We start from the raw sequence: 20436 nt of genomic DNA on the forward strand, positions 1-20436 counted from the left end.
GGCACACCCGCATGGCCATGGGCAAAGGCAAGCTGTCGAAGACCTTCATCTGGATCCTGATGGGGCTTCTCATCGTCGGCCTCGCGGGGTTTGGCGCAACCAGCCTCAGTGGCTCTGCGCGGAGTGTGGCCACCGTGGGCGAAAAGGAAGTGTCGACCGACGCCTACCTGCGCGCGCTCCGGACCGAAATCAATGCGTTCTCGGCTCAGGCGGGCCGCGCGGTGCCAATGTCAGAGGCGCAGATGCTGGGTCTCGACCGACAGGTGCTGGCGCAGCTCATCACCGCCCGTGGTCTCGACAATGAAGCTTCTCAGATCGGGTTGTCGGTTGGTGACGATGTCGTGGCAGAGCAACTTCTGCAGGTGCCGTCATTCCAGGGGCCGGATGGCAGCTTCAACCGCGAGGCCTACAGCTTTGCCCTGCGCAATCAGGGACTCTCGGAAACGGAATTCGAGGAACAGTTGCGTGACGACACGGCGCGCACCGTCCTGCAAAGCGCGCTGATCGCAGGCAATACCCTGCCAGACACCTATATCGACACGCTGCTCGCCTACGCCGGCGAAACCCGCGATTTCACCTGGGCGCGTCTGACCGGGTCGGCGCTGCAGACCGGCCTGCCGGAGCCGTCCGAGGCTGACCTCGAGGCGTATTACGAGGACAACCTGGACAACTACACCCTACCCGAGCTGCGCGACATCACCTATGCATGGATCGCGCCCGAGATGATCGTTGACACGGTCGAGGTGGACGAAGACGCTCTGCGCGCGGCCTATGATGAACGGATCGATGAATTCAACCTGCCCGAACGCCGTTTGGTCGAACGGCTGGTTTTCAGCAATGAAGACGCCGCCACAGACGCGCTGGCCCGTCTGAACGAGGACTTCTCGTTTGAGGATCTGGTCGAGGATCGCGGGCTCTCCATGTCGGATATCGACATGGGCGATGTGACCCGCGAGGCTCTTGGCGATGCGGCCGACGGCGTTTTTGCCGCCGAGACGGGCGCTGTCGTCGGCCCTCTGCCGTCGTCGCTTGGCCCGGCCCTCTACCGCGTGAATGCGGTTCTCGACGCGCAGTCCACCTCGTTCGAGGATGCCCGCCCGGACCTGCGGGGAGAACTCGCGCTCGATCGCGCCCGCCGCGTGATCGATACATTGGCGCAGTCCATCGACGATGAACTCGCCGCAGGTGCCACGCTCGAAGAGATCGCAGACACCACCGAGGCGGAACTCGGCCAGATCGACTGGTTCCCCGGTTCGGATGGAGAGATCGCGGCCTATGATGCCTTCCGCGAGGCCGCATCGGCCCTGTCCGAAGGCGATTTTCCGGCGGTTCTGCAACTTGGCGATGGGGGCATCTTCGCAATGCGCCTGAACCGCATCCAACCGCCGGCCCCGCAGCCGATCGAAGACGTGATTGATCAGGTCCGTCAGGGATGGGACACGCGCGAGCAGACTGCGCAATTGATGGTCCAGGCCGAGGAGCTTACAGCCGCGCTTGCCAATGGCAGCACTTTCGAAGATCTTGGCCTCGCCCCGCAATCGGAAACGGATCTTGGGCGCAACGCGCAGATCGCTGATCTGGATCCAGGCTTGCTGAGCGCGGTTTTCGAAATGGCACCGGCCGACACCCGCGCCATCACCGGGGTTGGCGAAGTCATCCTGATCCGCCTCGATGAAGTCAATCCGGTGGACCGCAGCGATGCCGACATCGAACTGCTGGCGCAGGCGCTGCGCAATCAGGCGTCAAACAGCATCGCCGAAGATCTTTTCCGCGCCTTTGCAGGTGACGTTCAGCGCCGTGCCGGCGTCCAAGTCAATCAACCGGCAATCAATGCCGTTCATGCTGCGATCCAGTAAGACCCATGGCCACTCTGACCCCCGATTTCGACAGCTTTGCCCGCGCCTACGAGGCGGGTCAGAACCAGGTTGTCTACGCCCGCCTTGCCGCAGATCTCGACACACCGGTGTCGCTGATGCTGAAACTCACAGGGGCCGCGAAGGATGCCTTTGTCCTCGAAAGCGTGACCGGTGGCGAAGTCCGTGGGCGCTATTCAATCATCGGCATGAAACCCGATGTGATCTGGCAGTGCCACGGCACGCGAAGCAGGATCAACCGCGCCGCACGCTATGACCCGGAGTCGTTCGAGGAACTGGAAGGCGATCCTCTGACGACACTCCGCGCGCTGATCGCGGAGTCTAAGATCAACCTGCCCGACGACCTGCCGCAGGCCGCAGCCGGGCTCTTCGGATATCTCGGCTACGACATGATCCGGCTGGTCGAACACCTGCCCAACATCAACCCGGACCCGCTTGGCCTGCCAGACGCGGTGATGATGCGTCCCTCCGTGGTGGCCGTGCTCGACGGCGTCAAAGGCGAAGTGACAGTGGTGTCCCCCGCCTGGGTCAATGACGGACTGACCGCCCGCGCCGCCTATGCGCAGGCGGCCGAACGGGTGATGGATGCGGTGCGCGACCTCGAACGTGCCCTGCCGCAACAGGCGCGCGAAATGGGCGACGCCGCCGACATCCCCGCCCCGGTGTCGAACTTCACCCACGAGGGCTACAAACAGGCTGTCGAAAAGGCCAAGGAATACATCCGCGCGGGCGACATCTTTCAGGTGGTGCCGGCACAGCGCTGGACGCAGGACTTCCCGCTTCCACCCTTTGCGCTCTACCGCTCGCTGCGCCGCACCAACCCGTCGCCCTTCATGTTCTACTTCAATTTCGGGGGCTTTCAGGTGATCGGTGCCAGCCCGGAAATCCTCGTTCGGGTCTTCGGCAGCGAAGTCACCATCCGCCCGATCGCCGGCACCCGCCCCCGGGGCGCAACCCCGGCCGAGGACGACGCGCTCGAAGCCGATCTGCTGGCCGACGCCAAGGAATGTGCCGAACACCTGATGCTGCTCGATCTCGGCCGCAATGATGTGGGCCGGGTGGCCAAGATCGGCACCGTGCGCCCGACCGAGAAATTCATTATCGAACGCTACAGCCATGTGATGCACATCGTATCCAACGTGGTGGGCGAACTCAGCGATGACCACGACGCGCTCTCGGCCCTGCTCGCCGGCCTGCCCGCAGGCACCGTATCCGGCGCCCCGAAGGTGCGCGCGATGGAAATCATCGACGAACTGGAACCAGAGAAACGCGGCATCTATGGCGGTGGTGTCGGCTATTTCAGCGCCGGCGGCGACATGGACATGTGCATCGCGCTGCGCACCGCGCTGGTGAAAGACAAGAAACTCTACATCCAGGCCGGTGGCGGCGTTGTCTACGACAGCGATCCGGAAGCCGAGTATCAGGAAACCGTGCACAAATCGAATGCGATCCGCCGGGCCGCCGCAGACGCCGCACGCTTTACAGGAAACGGCAATTCCTGACGGGATCCGCACCGCCATTCCGGCTTCTTTGGGCTTCAAATACCTCGGGGGTTTGGGGGCAGCGCCCCCAACCGGCTTTGCGACCCGCAGGGTCGCAAAGCTTTAACCCGTGCGCCAAAGGAGCTCAAATCAACTTGAAGATGCCCGCGCAAAGCCTTGCAAACGCTCGATCATTGCCCGCAGACCATTTGAGCGCTGTGCTGACAAATGATCGTTCAACCCCAGCCGCCCCAGTTCCGCCCGCGCGTCGATGGCCGCGACTTCGGCGGGCGGCAACCCGTTATACAGCTTGCGCAGCACCGCGATCAGCCCGTTGACGATCATCGCATCCGACTCGCCTTCGAACTGCACAACGCCACCCTCGATCTGCGGGTGCAGCCAGACCTGGCTGGCACAGCCCTCGACCTTGGTGGCCGGGACCTTAAGCGCATCAGGCAATGGCTCCATCGCCTTGCCCAGTTCGATCACCATCCGATAGCGGTCTTCCCAGTCGTCCAGAAACTCGAAATCCTCGACAATCTCTTCAAAAGCGGCGCTCGCCATGGCGGTCTCCGGGGCTGCTGAACTGTTCCCCGCACACCTAGGCAGGGACGGCGCAAAGGTCCAGCCCGGGCTTGACGCTTTTCAACGGCGAAGCAATCGGTTACGTCAAAAGAACCAGAGCCGAAGGGACCGACCATGCGCAAGCTTCTGATCCTCGCAACCATCGCGCTGACAGGCTGCGCCGCGATAAACGAGTCGCGCTTCAATCCGCTCAACTGGTTCGGACGCAGCCAGCCCGATCCGGCCGCGATGGATGTCGCCAATGCAGAGGTCAATCCGCTCATTCCGCGCCGACGGATTTCGTTTTTCCGCAACAACCAACCCGAAGCATTCGCCGGGCAACCGATTGCGGAAATCACCGAGCTTCTGGTGGAACGCCGCCCCGGCGGGGCGATCATCCGGGCCACCGGACAGGCAGACCGTGTCGGCCCGTTCGATGTCCGCTTGATCGGCGATGAGGCGGCCAGCACCGATGGTGTTCTGGTGTTCGATCTCAAGGCGCTCCAGCAACCCGGTCCGCGCAGCACCAATCCGCAGGCAAGACAGGTGACTGTCGGGCGCTGGATCACCGATCAGGATCTGCGCGGCATCCGGACCATCACCGTCCGCGGAGCGAACAATGCCCGCAGCGTCCGGCGCTGACCCTCAAAGCTCGATGATCTGAACCTGCTTGCCCTTCGCTGCAAGGCCGACGCGCCCGTCGCAAAGACGCAATGCATCTTCGCCAAAGACCTCGCGCCGCCAGCCGTGCAGCGCAGGCACATCCCGCTTACCGGCCGCGAGAGCGTCCAGTTCCGCCGAGGACGCGATCAGCTTGGACGCCACCCCCGACGCTTCGGTTTTCGCCTTGAGCAGAACCCGCAACAGATCGGCCAGCGCAGGATTCACCTGCGGGGACGGACGCGCGGCATCCGGCGACGGAAGCTGCTCTTTCGGCATGCTCTGTGCCCTGTGGACAGCCTGCAGGATGCCGTTGGCAATCTCTCCCTTGCGCGCCTCACGCAGAAGCAGCCGCGACCGGCCCAGATCCGCCATGTCTTTGGGTTTGGTAGATGCCAGCTCCACCAGCGCATCATCCTTGAACACCCGGCTTCGCGGCACGTTGCGCTCCTGCGCATAGGACTCACGAAACTTCGCCAACTCCTTGACGATGGCAAGGAAACGCGGCGCGTTCGAGCGGGTCTTGACCCGCATCCAGGCATCCTCGGGCCGTGTCACATAAGTCTCGGGCGCAAGCAGCGTTGCGATTTCCTCTTCAACCCACGCCGCGCGCCCGGTCTCGGCCAACCGCTTGCGCAGGAACTCATAGATCACGCGAAGATGGGTCACATCCGCCAGCGCATAGGCTTTCTGATTGTCCGACAGCGGTCTCCGCGACCAGTCGGTGAAGCGCGAGGACTTGTCGAGGGATTGCTTGGCGATCTTGCGGACCAGTGTTTCGTAGCCAACCTGTTCGCCGAACCCTGCCACCATGGCCGCCACCTGGCTGTCGAACAGCGGCTGCGGAATGACGCCATGGTCGATATAGAAGATTTCGAGGTCCTGGCGCGCCGCGTGAAAGACCTTCACCACGCTCTGGTTGCGGAACAGATCGAGCAAGGGCTCAAGCGACAGATCTCCGGCCAGAGGATCCACCAGAACCGCATCCGTTTCCCCGTCCCCGCGATACGCCAGTTGGATCAGGCAAAGCTTGGAATAATAGGTCCGTTCCCGCAGGAACTCCGTGTCGACCGTCACATAGGGTGTCAGTGCAGCACGTTCGCAGAACGCGGCTAGCTCGGTGGTCGTCGTCACAATGTGCATATTTCGGGTCGTTCGTTATTCTTGTGTTTGTGTCACCCCACCCTGCGTATAGCCCAAAAGCCGCGCTTTGCATAGCGGCGGGGTCTGTGCCGTCAGGGCAGATCAATCCTGTCGCGCTGGCCTTCGGCAAACCGGCGCAGCACAAGCGGGTAGAGCACATGCTCCTGTACCAGAACGCGCGCGGCCAGATCATCTGCGGTATCACCCGGCACAATCGGAACCCGCGCCTGCCCGAGAACCCGGCCACCGTCCAGTTCCGCCGTGACCTCGTGTACGGAACAGCCCGCCTCGGTGTCACCGGCATCAATGGCGCGCTGATGGGTGTGCAGGCCTTTGTATTTCGGCAGGAGAGACGGATGGATGTTCAGCATCCTGCCCTGCCAACGGGTCACGAACCCTTCGGTCAGCACACGCATGAACCCGGCGAGGCAGATGATGTCCGGATGCGCCTGTTCGAGAACATGTGTCAGCGCGTCCTCAAAGGCCGGGCGGTCCGATCCAAAGGGCCGATGATCCACGACCGCCGTAGGGATGCCGCGTGCTTTGGCCTTGTCCAGACCACCCGCATCGGCGCGATTGGACAACACCAGCACAGGCCGCGCGGGGTGATCGCCGGTCATGTCTTCGACCAGCGACACCATGTTGGAGCCGCCGCCTGAAATCAGGATCGCCACGCGTTTCGTCAAAGCAGGCTGCCCTTGTAGGCCACTCCCGGTGTGCCGGTGACGGAGCCGATCCGCGACACGGTCTCACCCGCCTCTTCCAGAACCGCTCTCAGCGCGTCGGCGCGGTCTGCCGCCACGACAACGATCATGCCGATACCGCAGTTGAAGGTCTTGAGCAGCTCCGCCTCAGCCATTCCGCCGGTGGCCGCCAACCATTTGAACACCGGAGGAAGATCCCACGCCGCAAGGTCAATCTCTGCGCCCATGCCTTCGGGCAGCACGCGCGGCAGGTTCTCGGTCAGGCCGCCGCCGGTGATATGCGCCAGCGCATGAACGCCGCCCGATTTCACGGCCGCCAACGCCTGTGTCACGTAAAGCCGTGTCGGCGTCAGAAGTGCCGCTCCCAGTGATCCCTCGGCCCAAGGACAATCCGCGTCCCAGCCAAGGCCGGACACCTCGACCAGCTTCCGCACGAGACTGTAGCCGTTGGAATGTACGCCATCCGAGGCAAGGCCCAGCAGCACGTCACCTTCGGCCACGCCCGCTGGCAGGTCCGTTCCCCGCTCCATCGCGCCCACGGCAAAGCCTGCAAGGTCAAAATCGCCCGCCGGGTACATGCCCGGCATCTCTGCCGTTTCACCGCCGATCAAGGCGCAGCCAGACCGCGCGCAGCCTTCCGCGATGCCTTCGATCACCCGCGCCGCCGTCTCGGTATCGAGCTTGCCTGTCGCAAAATAATCGAGGAAAAACAGTGGCTCTGCGCCCTGACAGACCAGATCGTTCACACACATCGCCACAAGATCGATGCCCACGCCATCCACATAGCCCGTATCAATCGCAATCCGTAGTTTGGTGCCCACGCCATCGGTCGCCGCCACCAGCACCGGATCGGTAAAGCCTGCTCCCTTGAGATCGAACAGCGCGCCAAAGCCGCCCAGCCCCGACATCACACCGGGCCGCGCCGTACGCTTGGCAGCCGGTTTGATCCGCTCCACCAGCGCATTTCCCGCGTCGATATCCACACCCGCATCCGCGTAGGTGATGCTGTTCTTGCCGTCTGTCATGCTGCACCCTCCGAAGGTCGCGCGTGCCTTAACGCAGGCAGGAACACGAGTCCATCATCCCTGTGCCGCGCCTCTTGACGCGCCCCGGTTGTCTGGTACTGAAACACACATGGCGGGCCTGTAGCTCAATTGGTTAGAGCAGAGCGCTCATAACGCTTTGGTTGCGGGTTCAAGTCCTGCCGGGCCTACCATTTCCGCTGAAATTACGGAAAAAGCTTTCGGACTCCACCAACAACCGCCTCGTCACGTTGTCCGACGCGGGTTACGGTCTTTTTGAAGATCAGTCCCTTTTTCTTGGAAAACTCAGGCAGCACGCCGACCGAGGCTTGATAGTAAATCGTCCATCCTGCTGCCCCGTTGTGATTGCGCAAACCAAACACAGCCGCACCAAGGGTCGGACGACCACGTGCGAGATCCAAGGCATAATCCGTCAGGCGATACCCATCTTCACCTGCATCGGTTTGGTCCCGAAGATACAATGCTTTGGCCCTGCGCTTCTGAGTGCGGGATTCCGCAACCTTCAGATAGTCCGATTTTTTCAACAGACGCGGACGTCGAGATCCCGGATTCGGCAGCATTGCAGCGATGATTGTATCGACCCGCGCATTCACGCTTCGGTTCGCCATCTGACCGGCGGTGTCTGCGTCGTACCCTGCAGCTTCCAACCGTTCGATTTCCCGTCCGAACAAATCAACGAACTGATCACCGGCATTTGCGTGTGTGACAGTCGGATGATCATGGTTTCCAAAAACCTGTACCGAGCATCCACTCAGGGATGAGGTGAAAAAGTAGTCACAGTCACTTCCCAGCTTCATCGAGACAGCGGCGTTTTGTTTATACGGCAGGTAGTAACAGCGCGTATCGCCAGTATCAGCCGTTTGCGTTTTGGACATGTTGAAATCTCGCACATTGCCCCGAGGCGTAATGCCGAAATAAAGCTGGTGACGCCGTGCACTGAGCGTCGTGTGGTTTCCGACAGCGATATTTGGCGTCAACCCGACCTTTTCAACGCGAGTAAGCATGCGTCCGGTGGCGTCCGTTTTGACCTTACCCTTATCATCGAGTTCGATGGAAGTTTTACCTTTGAACAACTCGGTCTGCTCATTGAACGCAATAACATAGCGTTCCGCATAGCTGAGTGGATCGTTCAAAAAAGCGTCTAGCGACATACGAGCAGTCCTTTACGTAAAAAATATTCTACGGAGGTCACTGCGCCAAAAACGTGCGCGCGCTACGGTTACGCACTACTTGACCATGTTTGCCTGAAAGAAGCGGGCAATCAATGGTTTACTAAAGAAATCGAGCTTCGTTTGACTTGAGCACTTCATATGCAGCTGGTCACATCCGGCGTCGTCGCCCGCCAGTGCAGAGCATCTGCGATCATTTCGGGCACATCCGGGTGCAGGCCGATGGGATCAAGAACGATGCCTTGGAACCCAGACGCCGCGACCGCCTCAGGCAGATCATCGAGCACATGGCCCCGCTTGGCCGCAAAGAACGGCAGGCAGATGGCGTTTACTCCAAGTCCGGACAGTGCGTCAGTGAGTGAGGGGTCTTCCTCGACAAACCCGCAGCGGACGGATTTGGGCCCGAAGTCCTCGGCCACGCGGTCGGCGAAAGCGCGGGTGGCCTCGGACACGCGGCGGGATTTGCCCGAGCCGTGGCCGGCAATGACGAGGTCGGTTCCGTACGGTTCGAACCCGTGATCCGTACAGACCTGCCGCAGCCAGTTGGCGGCGAGCATCGGCAAGGTGCAATCCAGACCAAAGCTGACAAGCTGCGGCCCTACTCCTTCGGCCAGCCGTTTCGGCAGCTGCACCTGCGTGAACCAACCATCGGCCATGAACATCGGATAGATCAGCGCACCGGGACGGTCTGCCGACAGCGCCTCGATCCGGCCTTCGGCAGCCAACGTCACGCCCTCGACGCGCGCCTCGGGCAGGTGCGCCGCCACGGCCGCCGCAAGGGCAGCGATTTCCGCCTCGCCCACATCGGGGTCCGAGGGCTGGCCGTGGCTGACGATCAGGGCATCGAAGGTCATGAAGGTCTCCGGGCTTGGTCCCCAAGAGACCTAGCGCGGGGCCATGCGAATGGCACCATCCAATCGGATCACTTCGCCGTTGAGCATCTGATTCTCGACGATATGGCGCACCAGTTGCGCGTATTCCGACGGGTTGCCGAGGCGTGACGGGAATGGCACCTGCGCGCCAAGGCTGTCCTGTACCTCTTGAGGGAGACCTTCGAGCATCGGTGTCTTGAAGAGGCCGGGGGCAATGGCGCAGACGCGGATGCCCAATTGCGCCAGATCGCGGGCCATGGGCAGCGTCATGCCAACCACGCCACCCTTGGAGGCGGCATAAGCCACCTGACCCACCTGCCCTTCATAAGCCGCGACAGAGGCGGTGTTGACGATCACCCCGCGCGAACCGTCCGCATCGAGCGGGTCATTCGCTGCCATCAGCGCCGCCGCTTGCGAGGCGACATTGAAGGTGCCGATCAGGTTGACCTTGATCGTGGCGATAAAAGGCTTCGGGTCATGCGCGGCCCCTTTTGAGACCGTCTTGGCGGCGGGTGCGATTCCGGCACAGTTCACCGCGATATGGGCAGTCCCGTAGGTGGTCTTCACGGTTTCCATCGCGGCGGCGACGCTGGCCGGGTCGCTGACATCCGTTTTGACGAAAATCCCGCCAAGCGCTTTGGCCTGTGCGGCGCCTGCGGTTTCGTTCATATCGAGGAGGACGAGCTTGGCCCCTGCCTCGGCCAGAGCGGTTGCGGCGGCGGCCCCGAGCCCCGATGCGCCCCCTGAAACGATGGCGACGGTGTCTTTTGTGATAATCATGTGCGCTCCCTCTTGGTCTTGGCGGTCACAGACGGTGATGCAATGCGATCCTTTCTGAAGTGTTTCGAGCGGGAAAAACAAGGGTGCGGGTGATGGCGGGTGCAAGCCCGTTGCAACGGGCTTTGACACGCGATTTCGAAATCGCGTATCAAGCGCCTTCGAAGGCGCTTCCCGCCGTCATCTGAACAGGTTTCCTTTTGGCCAAATCCAAGAAGCGCAAACACACCCCCGGTGGTTGGCAGGACTGGGCGACGGACCGTGTCCTACGGGCTGCGATCTGGTGTGCGCTGCGCCTTCCTTTGCGGGCACGGCTCTGGCTGATGGGTCGTCTGATCCGGCATGTGGTGGCCCCTCTGGCGGGTTACCGTGACCGCGCGATGAACAATCTGGCCCATGTCTGGCCGGATATGTCCGTTCAGGAGCGTCGCCACCTGGCCGATCTGGTGGCCGACAACGCCGGGCGGACGATGATCGATAATTACGATGTCAAAGGTCTGATGCGCCGGATGGCCACGGCGGACATCACCGGCGACGGTCTGGCTGAGGTCGAAAAGGCCCGCGCCGAAGGTCGCCCCGTTCTGTTTGTCACCGGGCATTTCGGCAATTTCGAAGCGCCGCGTGCGGCGTTGGTGGCACGGGGCTATCGCATCGGCGGGCTCTACCGGCCGATGTCCAACCCCTATTTCAACGCGCATTACGCCGCCAACATGCACGCCCTGTCGGATCCTGTGTTCGAACAGGGTCGGCGCGGCACGATGGGATTGATTAAACACATCCGCGAAGGCGGCATGGGCGTGCTCTTGTTCGATGTCTATGACAGCGCGGGTGTTCCCATCGACTTCATGGGTCAGCCGGCCCCGACCCTCACCTCAGCCGCCGATATCGCACTCAAGACCGGGGCGCTGCTGGTGCCGTTCTTCGGCATTCGCAAGGATGATGGCATCAGCTTTGATGCGGTGTTCGAAGCGCCCGTCCCGCATGGGGAACCGGTCCAGATGATGCGCGAGGTCACAGCCCGGCTGGAAGCGCGCATTCACGAGAATCCCGACCAGTGGTTCTGGATTCACCGCCGGTGGAAGCCGAAGCGTCAGCGCAAGCGCGCGGCGGCGAAAATGGGGCCGTAACCCTTTTTCTGAACCAGAACGACAATCGGCGCGCTGCCCGTGACCGGAACCGACGCCGCAAGCGGTGCCTTGCCATTCCAGTCGCCGACGTCGGACCACTCGGTCACGACATGGGTGTAGGTGAGCTTTTTGCCCGCGTTCTCGCCGCGCGGGATGCTCACGGTCTCGGCTGGAGTGTAGCGCACAAGGAACACGTCTGCCTCCGCCAAGCCTGACGCTGCCGGTGCAGAGATGCTGAGACTGTCGCCCGAGCGGCGGAGCGTCAGCGGAACAGCGAGCCCTTTTTCCACATGCGCCTGCACCAGATCGGTGACATCCATCGGACGGTTCCCGACCACATCCTTGACCCCATTGACCACCATCTGCGGCGTATAGATCGCGCGGTTGCCGAAGGATCGCGCGTAGCCCTTCTGCCGTTTGGTGAAGGCGGCATGGGCGAACTTGTCCTTCCAGCCGATGTAATCCCAGTAATCGACATGCAGACCGAGCGCGATGATGTTGTCACGCTCACCAAGCCGCGCCAGCATTTCATCTGCCGGAGGACAGGAGGAACAGCCCTGCGAGGTGAACAGCTCGACCACAACGGGCGTGTCGTCCGCTATTGCGACGGTTGCGTTTACGCCCAGCACCAGTGCTGCCACACATGCCCAAAGCCTGTTCATTCCTGCGCTATCCTGTCCCGGTTTCTCTGCCCGAAACACTTAGCCATACCCGACTGAAATAACCAATCAAGGTTTTGCGATAGACCGCGAGGCGGGCATCGTCAGAGAATTGTGTGCAATAGTATACCAAAAGTGTCGCACCCCCCTTGATCGACTCCGTGGCATCGGGCAAAGAGCAGCTCAAAGACCCGATTTCCCCCATCTGAGGAGCCACGTCATGCCCATTATCGTTGGTCAGGATACAGCCAAGACTCGTAAGACCCTTACGGTCAACGGCCAGTCCATCGCCTATTACTCGATCCCCGCAGCCGAGGCGGCCGGGCTTGGGACATTTTCGAACCTGCCCGCCTGTCTGAAGGTGGTGCTTGAAAACATGCTGCGCTTTGAGGACGGCAAGACCGTCAGCGTCGACGACATCAAGGCGTTCGGCACATGGGGCGAAAACGGCGGCCAGAACCCGCGCGAGATCGCATACCGTCCGGCGCGCGTGCTGATGCAGGACTTCACCGGCGTTCCCGCCGTTGTGGACCTTGCCGCAATGCGTGACGGAATCGTGGCGCTGGGTGGCGACCCGGAAAAGATCAACCCGCTGAACCCCGTTGATCTGGTCATCGACCACTCGGTCATGATCGACGAATTCGGCAACCCGCGCGCGTTCCAGATGAACGTGGACCGCGAGTACGAGCGCAACATGGAGCGCTATACCTTCCTCAAGTGGGGCCAGAACGCGTTCAACAACTTCCGCGTGGTTCCGCCGGGCACCGGCATCTGCCACCAGGTGAACCTCGAATACCTCGCACAGACCGTCTGGACCGATGCGGACCAGACCGGCGCGCAGGTGGCCTACCCCGATACGCTGGTCGGCACCGACAGCCACACCACCATGGTCAACGGCGCCGCCGTTCTGGGCTGGGGTGTTGGTGGGATCGAAGCCGAGGCCGCGATGCTGGGTCAGCCGATCTCCATGCTCATCCCCGAAGTCATCGGCTTCGAGCTCACCGGCGAGATGGTCGAAGGCACCACCGGGACCGACCTTGTGCTGAAGGTCGTGGAAATGCTGCGCGAGAAAGGCGTGGTCGGCAAGTTCGTTGAATTCTACGGCAAAGGCCTCGACCATCTGCCGCTGGCAGACCGGGCAACAATCGCCAACATGGCACCGGAATACGGCGCGACCTGCGGCTTCTTCCCGATCGACGACGAAACCCTGCGCTACCTCAAGACCACTGGCCGCGACATGGATCGCATTGCACTGGTCGAAGCCTATGCCAAGGAAAACGGTTTCTGGCGTGGCGCGGATTATGCGCCGATCTACACCGACACGCTGCATCTCGACATGGGCACCATCGTTCCGGCCATTTCCGGTCCGAAGCGCCCGCAGGACTACATCGCCCTCGACAAAGCCGGCAAAGCCTTCGGCGACTACGTCAAAGGTATCCGCTCGGGCAAGGACGCCAGCCCGAAAGAGGAAATCCGCTGGGAAGGTGAAGGCGGTGCGCCGGAACCGACCGAGATTCCGGGTGACGAAGGCCATCACAAGCGCGGCTATGTCGCCACCGAGGACGGCCATTACCAACTGCATGATGGCTCGGTTGTGATCGCTTCGATCACCTCGTGCACCAACACGTCGAACCCCTATGTGATGATCGGCGCCGGCCTCGTCGCCCGCAAGGCGCGCGAAAAAGGCCTGACCCGCAAGCCCTGGGTCAAGACATCGCTTGCCCCCGGTTCGCAGGTCGTGTCCGCGTATCTTGAAGCGGCAAACCTTCAGGAAGACCTCGACGCCATCGGCTTCAACCTTGTCGGCTATGGCTGCACCACCTGTATCGGCAACTCCGGCCCACTGGCCGAAGAGATCAGCAAGTGCATCAATGACAACGACCTGATCGCCACCTCCGTGTTGTCGGGCAATCGTAACTTCGAAGGCCGGATTTCCCCGGACGTGCGCGCCAACTACCTCGCCTCCCCGCCGCTGGTGGTGGCCTATGCGCTGGTCGGTGACATGAACGTGGATATCGCCAAGGAACCGCTCGGCAAGGACAAGGACGGCAATGACGTCTACCTCAAGGACATCTGGCCGACCTCCAAGGAAGTCGCGGAACTGGTCGAACAGACCGTGACCCGTGAAGCGTTCCAGTCGAAATATGCTGACGTGTTCAAGGGCGACGAGAAATGGCAGGGCGTGGAAACCACCAGCGCCAAGACCTATGACTGGCCGCCGACATCGACCTACGTGCAGAACCCGCCCTATTTCCAGGGCATCACCATGGCGACCAAGAAGATCGAGAACATCGAAGGCGCCAAGGTTCTGGCCCTGCTGGGCGACATGATCACAACCGACCACATCAGCCCGGCGGGGTCTTTCAAGGACACCACCCCGGCAGGCCAGTACCTGATCGAACGTCAGGTTCCGGTACGCGAATTCAACTCCTATGGTTCGCGTCGCGGCAACCACGAGATCATGATGCGCGGCACATTCGCCAACATTCGCATCAAGAACGAGATGCTCGACGGCGTCGAAGGTGGCTACACCAAGGGGCCGGATGGTCAGCAGACCTCGATCTTCGACGCGGCGATGGCCTATCAGGAAGCGGGCACTCCGCTCGTGGTCTTCGGCGGCGAACAGTACGGCGCGGGCTCCAGCCGTGACTGGGCGGCCAAAGGCACCGCGCTGCTGGGCGTCAAGGCCGTGATCGCGGAAAGCTTTGAACGTATCCACCGCTCCAACCTCGTTGGCATGGGTGTGATCCCGTTCGAGTTCACCGGTGGAGACACCCGCAAGTCGCTGGGTCTCAAGGGTGATGAAACCGTGTCGATCCACGGTCTCGACACCATCACGCCGCTGGCCGAGGTGCCCTGCACCATCACCTATGCGGACGGAACCGAGAAGACGATCACGCTCAAGTGCCGGATCGATACCGCGATCGAGATCGAATACATCGAACATGGTGGCGTTCTGCACTACGTGCTGCGCGACCTCGCCAGCCGCGACGCGGTGGCGGCGGAATAAGGTCTGGGGCCTGCATCAGGCAGGCGTTACAGACAGACGACAGATCAGGCGGGCTTCGGCCCGCCTGTTTTCGTTTTGCCCATGACAAAGCCCCGGTGTTGCAGTTGGACAACGATGCGGCAGCCGGAAACTGCGGCAAAAACGGGTATCATCGGCAAAATCCGGCCAGAAAATGAAAAAGATATTCAAAAATTGGATCAAGTTGTCGCATGTGACAGCTTGGCCCCTACACATTTGCCCCTGCGATCCCAATTACTGTCCGGACAGGCACAAATTCGACGAATCACACAATGAAGCTGCTGACGATCATTCAGACCGCAGCCCTGCTGTTGATTGCAGGCGCAAGCGTTTTCGCCGGTATCCCGGATACCGCGACCAATCTGATTCCCTGACGGGTGATTACTCGGCCAGCGCTTTTTCCAGCGCTGGCACAAACCGCTGTTCGTAATCCGACCCCACAAGTGGGCCAGCAAACCGGAACAGAACGGTGCCTTCTCCATCCACGATGAATGTCTCAGGCGGCGCCGTCACACCCCAATCAATCGACGTCCGTCCTGCCGGATCGAACGGCACCGCAACAAACGGGTTTCCGTCTTCTTCCAGATACCGGCTGGCATTCGCTTCCTGATCGCGGATGTTCACGCCGATAATCTTCATACCCTCGGCCTGCATCTCCAGCAGTTTGGGATGCTCCACCCGGCACGGCGGGCACCAGCTGGCCCAGAAATTCACGAGGGTCACTTCACCAGAGGTGAGCATCTCAGGCTCGAACGCGGCATAGCCTGTCAGCGGAACCTCGGTGATCGGAGGAGCGGGCTGCCCAACGCGGGTTGACGGCAGGCCCTGCGGGTCTTCGCGGAACATTCCGACATAGGCCAGAACGGCAAACGCCCCGAAAATCACCGGCGGCAGGATCATCAGCGGCGAGATCTTTGCCATCAATCGCCCCGCCGGTTTTCGATCTCGTCCAAAGCCACGCGGACCTTGCGGGCGCGGCGCAGACTGGCCAGCACGATTACGACCAACAGAACGATGGTCACGCCGTAGGAGCTGAGGACCGCAAAGGCGTATTTGCCAAGATCAGGGATCATGCCTGCCCTTCCCGTGACAGAAGCGCCCGCGTGCGCCGCGCCCGGATTTCGGTCTGGGTGCGCAGGAAGACCAACGCGATGAACAGCAGCACGAAGCCCGCCATGCACACCAGAAGCGGGAACCAGAACACGTCCGAGATATTCTCTTCCTTGTCGAGGCTGAGCGTCGCGCCCTGATGCAGACCCTGATTCCAGAAATTTACCGCGTAGCGGCTGAGGATCGCAAAGACCGACCCAACCAGACACAGGATCGACGTGAGGTCGGCGGCCGTGTCGTCATTCTCGATCGCTTCCCACAGGGCCATGTAGCCCAGATAAAACAGGAACAGGATCAGGAATGAGGTCAGGCGCGGATCCCAGGCCCACCATGTGCCCCACATCGGTTGGCCCCAGAACGCGCCCGTCGCCAGTGCGATCACCGTCATCACGGCCCCGACCGGGGCAGCGGCGCGCGCCGCCAGCGCGGACACGTGGTGCCGGCGGACAATCCAGATCAGAGAGGCCACCAGCATCATCAGCCACGCATTGATCGCCATCAGGGCCGACGGCACGTGGATATAGATGATCTTGACGGTCGATCCCTGACGGAAGTCATTGGGCGTAAAGAAGAAGCCCCAGACCAGGCCGGTGACCAGACAGAGTCCGGCCAAGGTCCATACCCACGGCAACACCTTGTCGGTGGTGCGGATGAATTTGACCGGATTTGCGTATTCCCACAAAGACATGGCTTTCAGGTAGGCGGTTTTTCAGCCGCCTTCAATTCAAAAAACCGCATGGGACGCGTTATCGCAGATTGATACGCAGGACAGCCGCGCTGGCAAACGGCAATAGCGCGATCACGCCAAAGCTGATCCCGGCCAGAAGCAGCAGCGGCGTCTGGACCGTCAGCCCCTCGGCCCCACGCCGGGCCACTTCGGCCCCGAAGATCAGCGTCGGCACGTAAAGCGGCAGAACCAGCAGCGACATCAAGAGCCCGCCCCGCTTCAACCCCACGGTCAGCGCCGCGCCGAAGGTCCCAATCACGCTGAGCGCCGGGGTGCCCACCGCAAGGCTGATCACCACCCATTGATAGGCCGGGATCGGCAGGCTGAGCAGCACGCCCAGAACCGGCGCCGCCAGCACCAGTGGCAGGCCGGTGGTAATCCAGTGCGCCAGCGCCTTGATCGTGACGATCCCCTCCATCGGCAAGGGTGCGGTCGCCAGCAGGTCGAGTGAACCATCCTCCCAGTCGAGCGCGAGAATACGGTCAAGCGAAAGAAGGCAGGCCAGCAGCGCGCCTATCCAGAGGATGCCCGGCGCGATCCGAGACAGCAGTTCGGTCTGCGGACCGACGCCAAAAGGCACCAGTACGGTAACGATGAGGAAGAACGCGAGCCCGAGGCCAAAGCCTCCGCCGGCCCGGATCGCCAGCATCAAGTCCCGCAGCAGCAGCGCCCTCACAGAAAGGCCTCGTCCATCTGGCGTGTACGCGGGGCCGCCTTGAACGGCGTCAGGTCGAGCACGCGGGCCTCATCAAGGCCAAGATCGATATGGGTGGCCATCAAGGCGCTTCCGCCCTGTTGCAGATGTGCGCGCACCGCCTCGGCAAAAAGCGCGACCGATGCGGCATCCAGCGAAACGGTCGGTTCGTCCAGCACCCAGATCGGGCGACCGGTGACCATCAGGCGCGCCAGCCCGAGGCGGCGCTTCTGCCCGGCGGACAGCGTACCGGCCATGCGGTTGCGCAACTCGGTCAGGTCGAAAGCAACGAGTGCGGATTCAATATCGGACAGGCCAAACACCGAAGCCCAGAATTTCAGGTTCTCGGTGACGCTCAGCATCGCCTTGAGGCCATCGGAATGCGCGGCATAGGCGATCTGGTCTTCCGCCCCTGTGACGGTGCCACCTTCGGGCGGTTGCAGCCCGGCGACACTGCGCAAGAGGGTTGTTTTGCCAATACCGTTTGGGCCACGCAGAACCAGCGCTTCCCCCGCCTTCAGATCAAAGGAGACCCCTTCGAGAATGGCAAGGCCGCCTCGGGTGACGGCCAGATCGCGTACAGTCAGAACCATGGGTTCGGCTTAGACCAAGCCCGGCGCGGGCAAAAGCGCGAAAGTGTCGCTTTTCCGTTTTGAGGACCGGGCGTGCTTTCCGTCAACGGAAAGCCCTGATGCATCGACGCATCAGGCGCCCGCAGTAACCGGCATCAAGGCCAGCGCAACGCGGCGGCCTTCGGAGAGCAACACGTTATACGTGCGGCAGGCGGCGGGAGAGTTCATAACCTCAACCCCGATCCCCGCCTCTTCCAAACGGCCGCGCAAGCCGGCTGGCAAATGTGCGATGTCATCGCCGGTGCCCACAAACAGGACATCCACTACCCCCGCAAGCGCAAGAAGCGTGTCGGCATCCTCGTACCCTCCCCAGGCGATGGTCCCGTTTGCCCCAGTCAGAACGGGGGCCGCGTGCTTCTTGCCGCCGATGCGGAAAAACCCCGGCCCGTAGCCCTCGATCGGTTCGGCATCGGTGTAGACCACTTCGTTCAGACGCATGTCGTCTCCTTGCTTCAGAGCGTGTCCCAGAGTGGCAGCCCCATCAGGGTCGCCGCCGCGATAATGGCATAAGCCGCGGCGCGATAGAACCGTTCCCACCGAGGTGTGAACAGTGCCTGCCCCAGCAATGATCCGGCACCGTAAGGGACAAGCAGCACAATACCCAGCATCACGGCGGTTGGGGTCAGCAAGCCCTGCAGATACATCAGCGGCAGCAGCAGAAGGCTGGTCGTGGTCAGGAACACCACAGTTGTTGCGCGCGTGGTGGCGATGGCATCCCGCCCGGCGAGTTGAAAGAGAACCATAATCGGCCCCAACAGCCCGCTGACGCCGCCGACAAACCCGGTGGCGCAGCCGATGGCGATGCGTGTGCCCAGCGTCGGCGTCACCGCATAGCGCCATCCCGCCATCAAGGCGATCAGCGTCACGGCGCAGATCGACACCACCACCCAGCGGATCGCTGTCACATCAACGACCCGGAGCACCCAAAGCCCAAACGAGGCGGCGCAGGCTGCGCTCAGGATCAGAATGGTAACCGCTTTCCGATCGACCAGCGGGACCGCGCGTGGATACACCGTGACGAAAGACGACAGCGCCGAGACGGAGAACACCGCGATTGCCACCGCCGGGGGCAGAAAGATCACCGCCACCGGCATGAAGATCAAAGCCGCTCCAAACCCGGAAAACCCGTAGACCACCCCGGCCACGATGGTGGTGAGAACCAACCAGCCCAGCCCCGCTGTCTCCAGCGCGGCCAGGAAGATCTCAGGCATCGACGTTGGCGAATTGGTTGCCCGTTGTATCCGTCGGCTTGGTCCAGTCACGCTTGACGCCCAGCCACAGCAGAATCGCGGACGCCACGAAGATCGACGAATAGGTACCAACAATTACGCCCCAGATCATCGCAAAGACGAAGCCCCGGATCACGTCGCCGCCCAGCACGAACAGCGCGATCAGCGCCACAAGCGTGGTGGCCGAGGTCATGAAGGTCCGGCTGAGGGTCTCGTTGATCGAGATGTTCAGAACCTCCTTGAGGTCCTTTTTCTTGTATTTGATCAGGTTCTCACGCACCCGGTCGAACACGACCACCGTATCGTTGAGCGAATACCCGACGATGGTCAGCAACGCGGCGATGATGGCGAGGTCGAACTTGATCTGAAGCTCCGAGAAAATCCCGATGGTCAGGATCACGTCGTGCACCAGCGCCAGCACCGCGCCCAAAGCGAACTGCCATTCAAAGCGAAGCCAGATGTAGATCAGAACCGCTCCGATCGCGAGAACCACAGCAATCGCTGCTGTCTGGATCAATTCTCCCGACACTTTCGGGCCCACCGACTCGACCGACACGAACTTGATATCGGGCCGAACTTCGACGAGCGCCGCCTCGACAGCTGCGATGACATCCGTGCTGACCGCCTCTTCGCCATCCTGCGCCTGAATACGCACCATGGCGACGTTCTGCTCGGGGCCGAAGCTTGGGTCGAAGACCTCTGAGATTGTGATGTCGCCAAGATCGAGCGCGCTTATCGCGTCACGATAAACACCCACATCGACCGGCAGCGGGCTTTCGGTGCGGATCGTGGTGCCGCCACGGAAGTCGATGCCGTAGTTCAGCCCCTGCAGCAGGAACGATCCGAAGGACAGCACCATAAGAAAGGCGGAAATGCCGAACCACAGCTTCCAGCGGTTGAAGAAATCGAAATTCGTGTTCTCTTTGACCAGTCGCAGGCGCAT

General features: G+C 61.7%; 21 protein-coding genes and 1 tRNA gene. 6 read left to right on the forward strand and 16 right to left on the reverse strand.

Annotated elements, in window-relative coordinates; translation table 11 throughout:
• Nucleotides 1-11 precede the first annotated feature (11 nt).
• Nucleotides 12-1856, forward strand: a complete 1845-nt coding sequence (locus MGEO_RS14625; RefSeq protein WP_085639306.1) for a peptidyl-prolyl cis-trans isomerase — start codon at nt 12-14, stop codon at nt 1854-1856.
• Between the two features lie 5 nt (nt 1857-1861).
• Complete coding sequence (trpE, locus tag MGEO_RS14630; protein WP_085639309.1) at nt 1862-3376, forward strand: anthranilate synthase component I; 1515 nt, start codon at nt 1862-1864, stop codon at nt 3374-3376.
• Between the two features lie 129 nt (nt 3377-3505).
• Here trpE and MGEO_RS14635 read toward each other — a convergent pair whose 3' ends face one another.
• Nucleotides 3506-3919, reverse strand: coding sequence for a SufE family protein (locus MGEO_RS14635; protein WP_085639312.1), 414 nt, complete (start codon nt 3917-3919; stop codon nt 3506-3508).
• A gap of 135 nt (nt 3920-4054) precedes the next feature.
• Between MGEO_RS14635 and MGEO_RS14640 the strand changes: the two genes are divergently transcribed.
• Nucleotides 4055-4561, forward strand: coding sequence for a hypothetical protein (locus MGEO_RS14640; RefSeq protein WP_085639315.1), 507 nt, complete (start codon nt 4055-4057; stop codon nt 4559-4561).
• Between the two features lie 3 nt (nt 4562-4564).
• On the opposite strand, the gene rnd is transcribed toward MGEO_RS14640, so the two are convergent.
• From rnd to purM, 3 genes are all read right to left on the reverse strand, one after another.
• Entirely contained in the window at nt 4565-5722 is a 1158-nt protein-coding gene (rnd, locus tag MGEO_RS14645) for a ribonuclease D (protein WP_085639318.1), read from the reverse strand.
• Nucleotides 5723-5814: 92 nt separating this feature from the next.
• The gene (purN, locus tag MGEO_RS14650; protein ID WP_085639322.1) at nt 5815-6408 is read right to left on the reverse strand and encodes a phosphoribosylglycinamide formyltransferase; all 594 of its coding nucleotides are present in this window, start codon (nt 6406-6408) and stop codon (nt 5815-5817) included.
• Nucleotides 6405-7451 carry a phosphoribosylformylglycinamidine cyclo-ligase gene (purM, locus tag MGEO_RS14655; protein ID WP_085639325.1) on the reverse strand — a complete coding sequence of 349 codons (1047 nt, stop codon included), beginning with the start codon at nt 7449-7451 and terminating at the stop codon, nt 6405-6407. Before purM ends, purN begins: the two co-directional genes overlap by 4 nt.
• A 114-nt stretch (nt 7452-7565) precedes the next feature.
• Here purM and MGEO_RS14660 point away from each other — a divergent pair.
• Nucleotides 7566-7642, forward strand: a tRNA-Ile gene (locus MGEO_RS14660).
• 12 nt (nt 7643-7654) lie between these two features.
• Here MGEO_RS14660 and MGEO_RS14665 read toward each other — a convergent pair.
• From MGEO_RS14665 to MGEO_RS14675, 3 genes are all read right to left on the reverse strand, one after another.
• Entirely contained in the window at nt 7655-8620 is a 966-nt protein-coding gene (locus MGEO_RS14665; protein ID WP_085639328.1) for a hypothetical protein, read from the reverse strand.
• A 155-nt stretch (nt 8621-8775) separates the two neighbouring features.
• Nucleotides 8776-9492: a sirohydrochlorin chelatase gene (locus tag MGEO_RS14670; RefSeq protein ID WP_085639331.1), complete on the reverse strand. Its 717-nt coding sequence runs from the start codon at nt 9490-9492 to the stop codon at nt 8776-8778.
• A 30-nt stretch (nt 9493-9522) separates the two neighbouring features.
• The gene (locus MGEO_RS14675) at nt 9523-10290 is read right to left on the reverse strand and encodes an SDR family NAD(P)-dependent oxidoreductase (RefSeq protein WP_085639334.1); all 768 of its coding nucleotides are present in this window, start codon (nt 10288-10290) and stop codon (nt 9523-9525) included.
• Between the two features lie 197 nt (nt 10291-10487).
• Between MGEO_RS14675 and MGEO_RS14680 the strand changes: the two genes are divergently transcribed.
• Nucleotides 10488-11414, forward strand: a complete 927-nt coding sequence (locus MGEO_RS14680; protein ID WP_085639337.1) for a lysophospholipid acyltransferase family protein — start codon at nt 10488-10490, stop codon at nt 11412-11414.
• Here MGEO_RS14680 and MGEO_RS14685 read toward each other — a convergent pair.
• Complete coding sequence (locus MGEO_RS14685; protein WP_085639340.1) at nt 11378-12076, reverse strand: DUF1223 domain-containing protein; 699 nt, start codon at nt 12074-12076, stop codon at nt 11378-11380. The two genes, MGEO_RS14680 and MGEO_RS14685, sit on opposite strands and share 37 nt — an antisense overlap.
• A gap of 217 nt (nt 12077-12293) precedes the next feature.
• Here MGEO_RS14685 and acnA point away from each other — a divergent pair, with 217 nt between their 5' ends.
• Nucleotides 12294-15083, forward strand: a complete 2790-nt coding sequence (acnA, locus tag MGEO_RS14690) for an aconitate hydratase AcnA (protein ID WP_085639344.1) — start codon at nt 12294-12296, stop codon at nt 15081-15083.
• Between the two features lie 399 nt (nt 15084-15482).
• Here acnA and MGEO_RS14695 read toward each other — a convergent pair whose 3' ends face one another.
• The 8 genes from MGEO_RS14695 to secF form a co-directional block, all read right to left on the reverse strand.
• Nucleotides 15483-16022, reverse strand: a complete 540-nt coding sequence (locus MGEO_RS14695) for a DsbE family thiol:disulfide interchange protein (RefSeq protein ID WP_085639347.1) — start codon at nt 16020-16022, stop codon at nt 15483-15485.
• Nucleotides 16022-16174: a heme exporter protein CcmD gene (gene ccmD / locus MGEO_RS14700; RefSeq protein ID WP_085639350.1), complete on the reverse strand. Its 153-nt coding sequence runs from the start codon at nt 16172-16174 to the stop codon at nt 16022-16024. The genes MGEO_RS14695 and ccmD overlap by 1 nt, the downstream gene beginning before the upstream one ends.
• A complete protein-coding gene (locus tag MGEO_RS14705) occupies nt 16171-16899 on the reverse strand; it encodes a heme ABC transporter permease (protein ID WP_085639353.1) in 729 nt (242 codons plus the stop codon). The genes ccmD and MGEO_RS14705 overlap by 4 nt, the downstream gene beginning before the upstream one ends.
• Before the next feature lie 58 nt (nt 16900-16957).
• A complete protein-coding gene (gene ccmB / locus MGEO_RS14710) occupies nt 16958-17614 on the reverse strand; it encodes a heme exporter protein CcmB (protein ID WP_085639356.1) in 657 nt (218 codons plus the stop codon).
• The gene (ccmA, locus tag MGEO_RS14715; protein ID WP_085639359.1) at nt 17611-18225 is read right to left on the reverse strand and encodes a heme ABC exporter ATP-binding protein CcmA; all 615 of its coding nucleotides are present in this window, start codon (nt 18223-18225) and stop codon (nt 17611-17613) included. The genes ccmB and ccmA overlap by 4 nt, the downstream gene beginning before the upstream one ends.
• Nucleotides 18226-18336: 111 nt before the next feature.
• Entirely contained in the window at nt 18337-18702 is a 366-nt protein-coding gene (locus tag MGEO_RS14720) for an Mth938-like domain-containing protein (RefSeq protein WP_085639362.1), read from the reverse strand.
• Nucleotides 18703-18716: 14 nt separating this feature from the next.
• Nucleotides 18717-19475: a sulfite exporter TauE/SafE family protein gene (locus tag MGEO_RS14725; RefSeq protein ID WP_085639365.1), complete on the reverse strand. Its 759-nt coding sequence runs from the start codon at nt 19473-19475 to the stop codon at nt 18717-18719.
• Nucleotides 19468-20436, reverse strand: a complete 969-nt coding sequence (gene secF, locus MGEO_RS14730; RefSeq protein WP_085639368.1) for a protein translocase subunit SecF — start codon at nt 20434-20436, stop codon at nt 19468-19470. Before secF ends, MGEO_RS14725 begins: the two co-directional genes overlap by 8 nt.

Source organism: Marivita geojedonensis (assembly GCF_002115805.1).
Classification (GTDB): Bacteria; Pseudomonadota; Alphaproteobacteria; order Rhodobacterales; family Rhodobacteraceae; genus Marivita; species Marivita geojedonensis.

Coding starts and splice junctions, on each gene's coding strand:
- MGEO_RS14625 (WP_085639306.1), top strand. CDS start 12: ATGGCCATGGGCAAAGGCAAGCTGTCGAAGACCTTCATCTGGATCCTG.
- trpE (WP_085639309.1), top strand. CDS start 1,862: ATGGCCACTCTGACCCCCGATTTCGACAGCTTTGCCCGCGCCTACGAG.
- MGEO_RS14635 (WP_085639312.1), bottom strand. CDS start 3,919: ATGGCGAGCGCCGCTTTTGAAGAGATTGTCGAGGATTTCGAGTTTCTG.
- MGEO_RS14640 (WP_085639315.1), top strand. CDS start 4,055: ATGCGCAAGCTTCTGATCCTCGCAACCATCGCGCTGACAGGCTGCGCC.
- rnd (WP_085639318.1), bottom strand. CDS start 5,722: ATGCACATTGTGACGACGACCACCGAGCTAGCCGCGTTCTGCGAACGT.
- purM (WP_085639325.1), bottom strand. CDS start 7,451: ATGACAGACGGCAAGAACAGCATCACCTACGCGGATGCGGGTGTGGAT.
- MGEO_RS14665 (WP_085639328.1), bottom strand. CDS start 8,620: ATGTCGCTAGACGCTTTTTTGAACGATCCACTCAGCTATGCGGAACGC.
- MGEO_RS14670 (WP_085639331.1), bottom strand. CDS start 9,492: ATGACCTTCGATGCCCTGATCGTCAGCCACGGCCAGCCCTCGGACCCC.
- MGEO_RS14675 (WP_085639334.1), bottom strand. CDS start 10,290: ATGATTATCACAAAAGACACCGTCGCCATCGTTTCAGGGGGCGCATCG.
- MGEO_RS14685 (WP_085639340.1), bottom strand. CDS start 12,076: ATGAACAGGCTTTGGGCATGTGTGGCAGCACTGGTGCTGGGCGTAAAC.
- acnA (WP_085639344.1), top strand. CDS start 12,294: ATGCCCATTATCGTTGGTCAGGATACAGCCAAGACTCGTAAGACCCTT.
- MGEO_RS14695 (WP_085639347.1), bottom strand. CDS start 16,022: ATGGCAAAGATCTCGCCGCTGATGATCCTGCCGCCGGTGATTTTCGGG.
- ccmD (WP_085639350.1), bottom strand. CDS start 16,174: ATGATCCCTGATCTTGGCAAATACGCCTTTGCGGTCCTCAGCTCCTAC.
- MGEO_RS14705 (WP_085639353.1), bottom strand. CDS start 16,899: ATGTCTTTGTGGGAATACGCAAATCCGGTCAAATTCATCCGCACCACC.
- ccmA (WP_085639359.1), bottom strand. CDS start 18,225: ATGGTTCTGACTGTACGCGATCTGGCCGTCACCCGAGGCGGCCTTGCC.
- MGEO_RS14720 (WP_085639362.1), bottom strand. CDS start 18,702: ATGCGTCTGAACGAAGTGGTCTACACCGATGCCGAACCGATCGAGGGC.
- MGEO_RS14725 (WP_085639365.1), bottom strand. CDS start 19,475: ATGCCTGAGATCTTCCTGGCCGCGCTGGAGACAGCGGGGCTGGGCTGG.
- secF (WP_085639368.1), bottom strand. CDS start 20,436: ATGCGCCTGCGACTGGTCAAAGAGAACACGAATTTCGATTTCTTCAAC.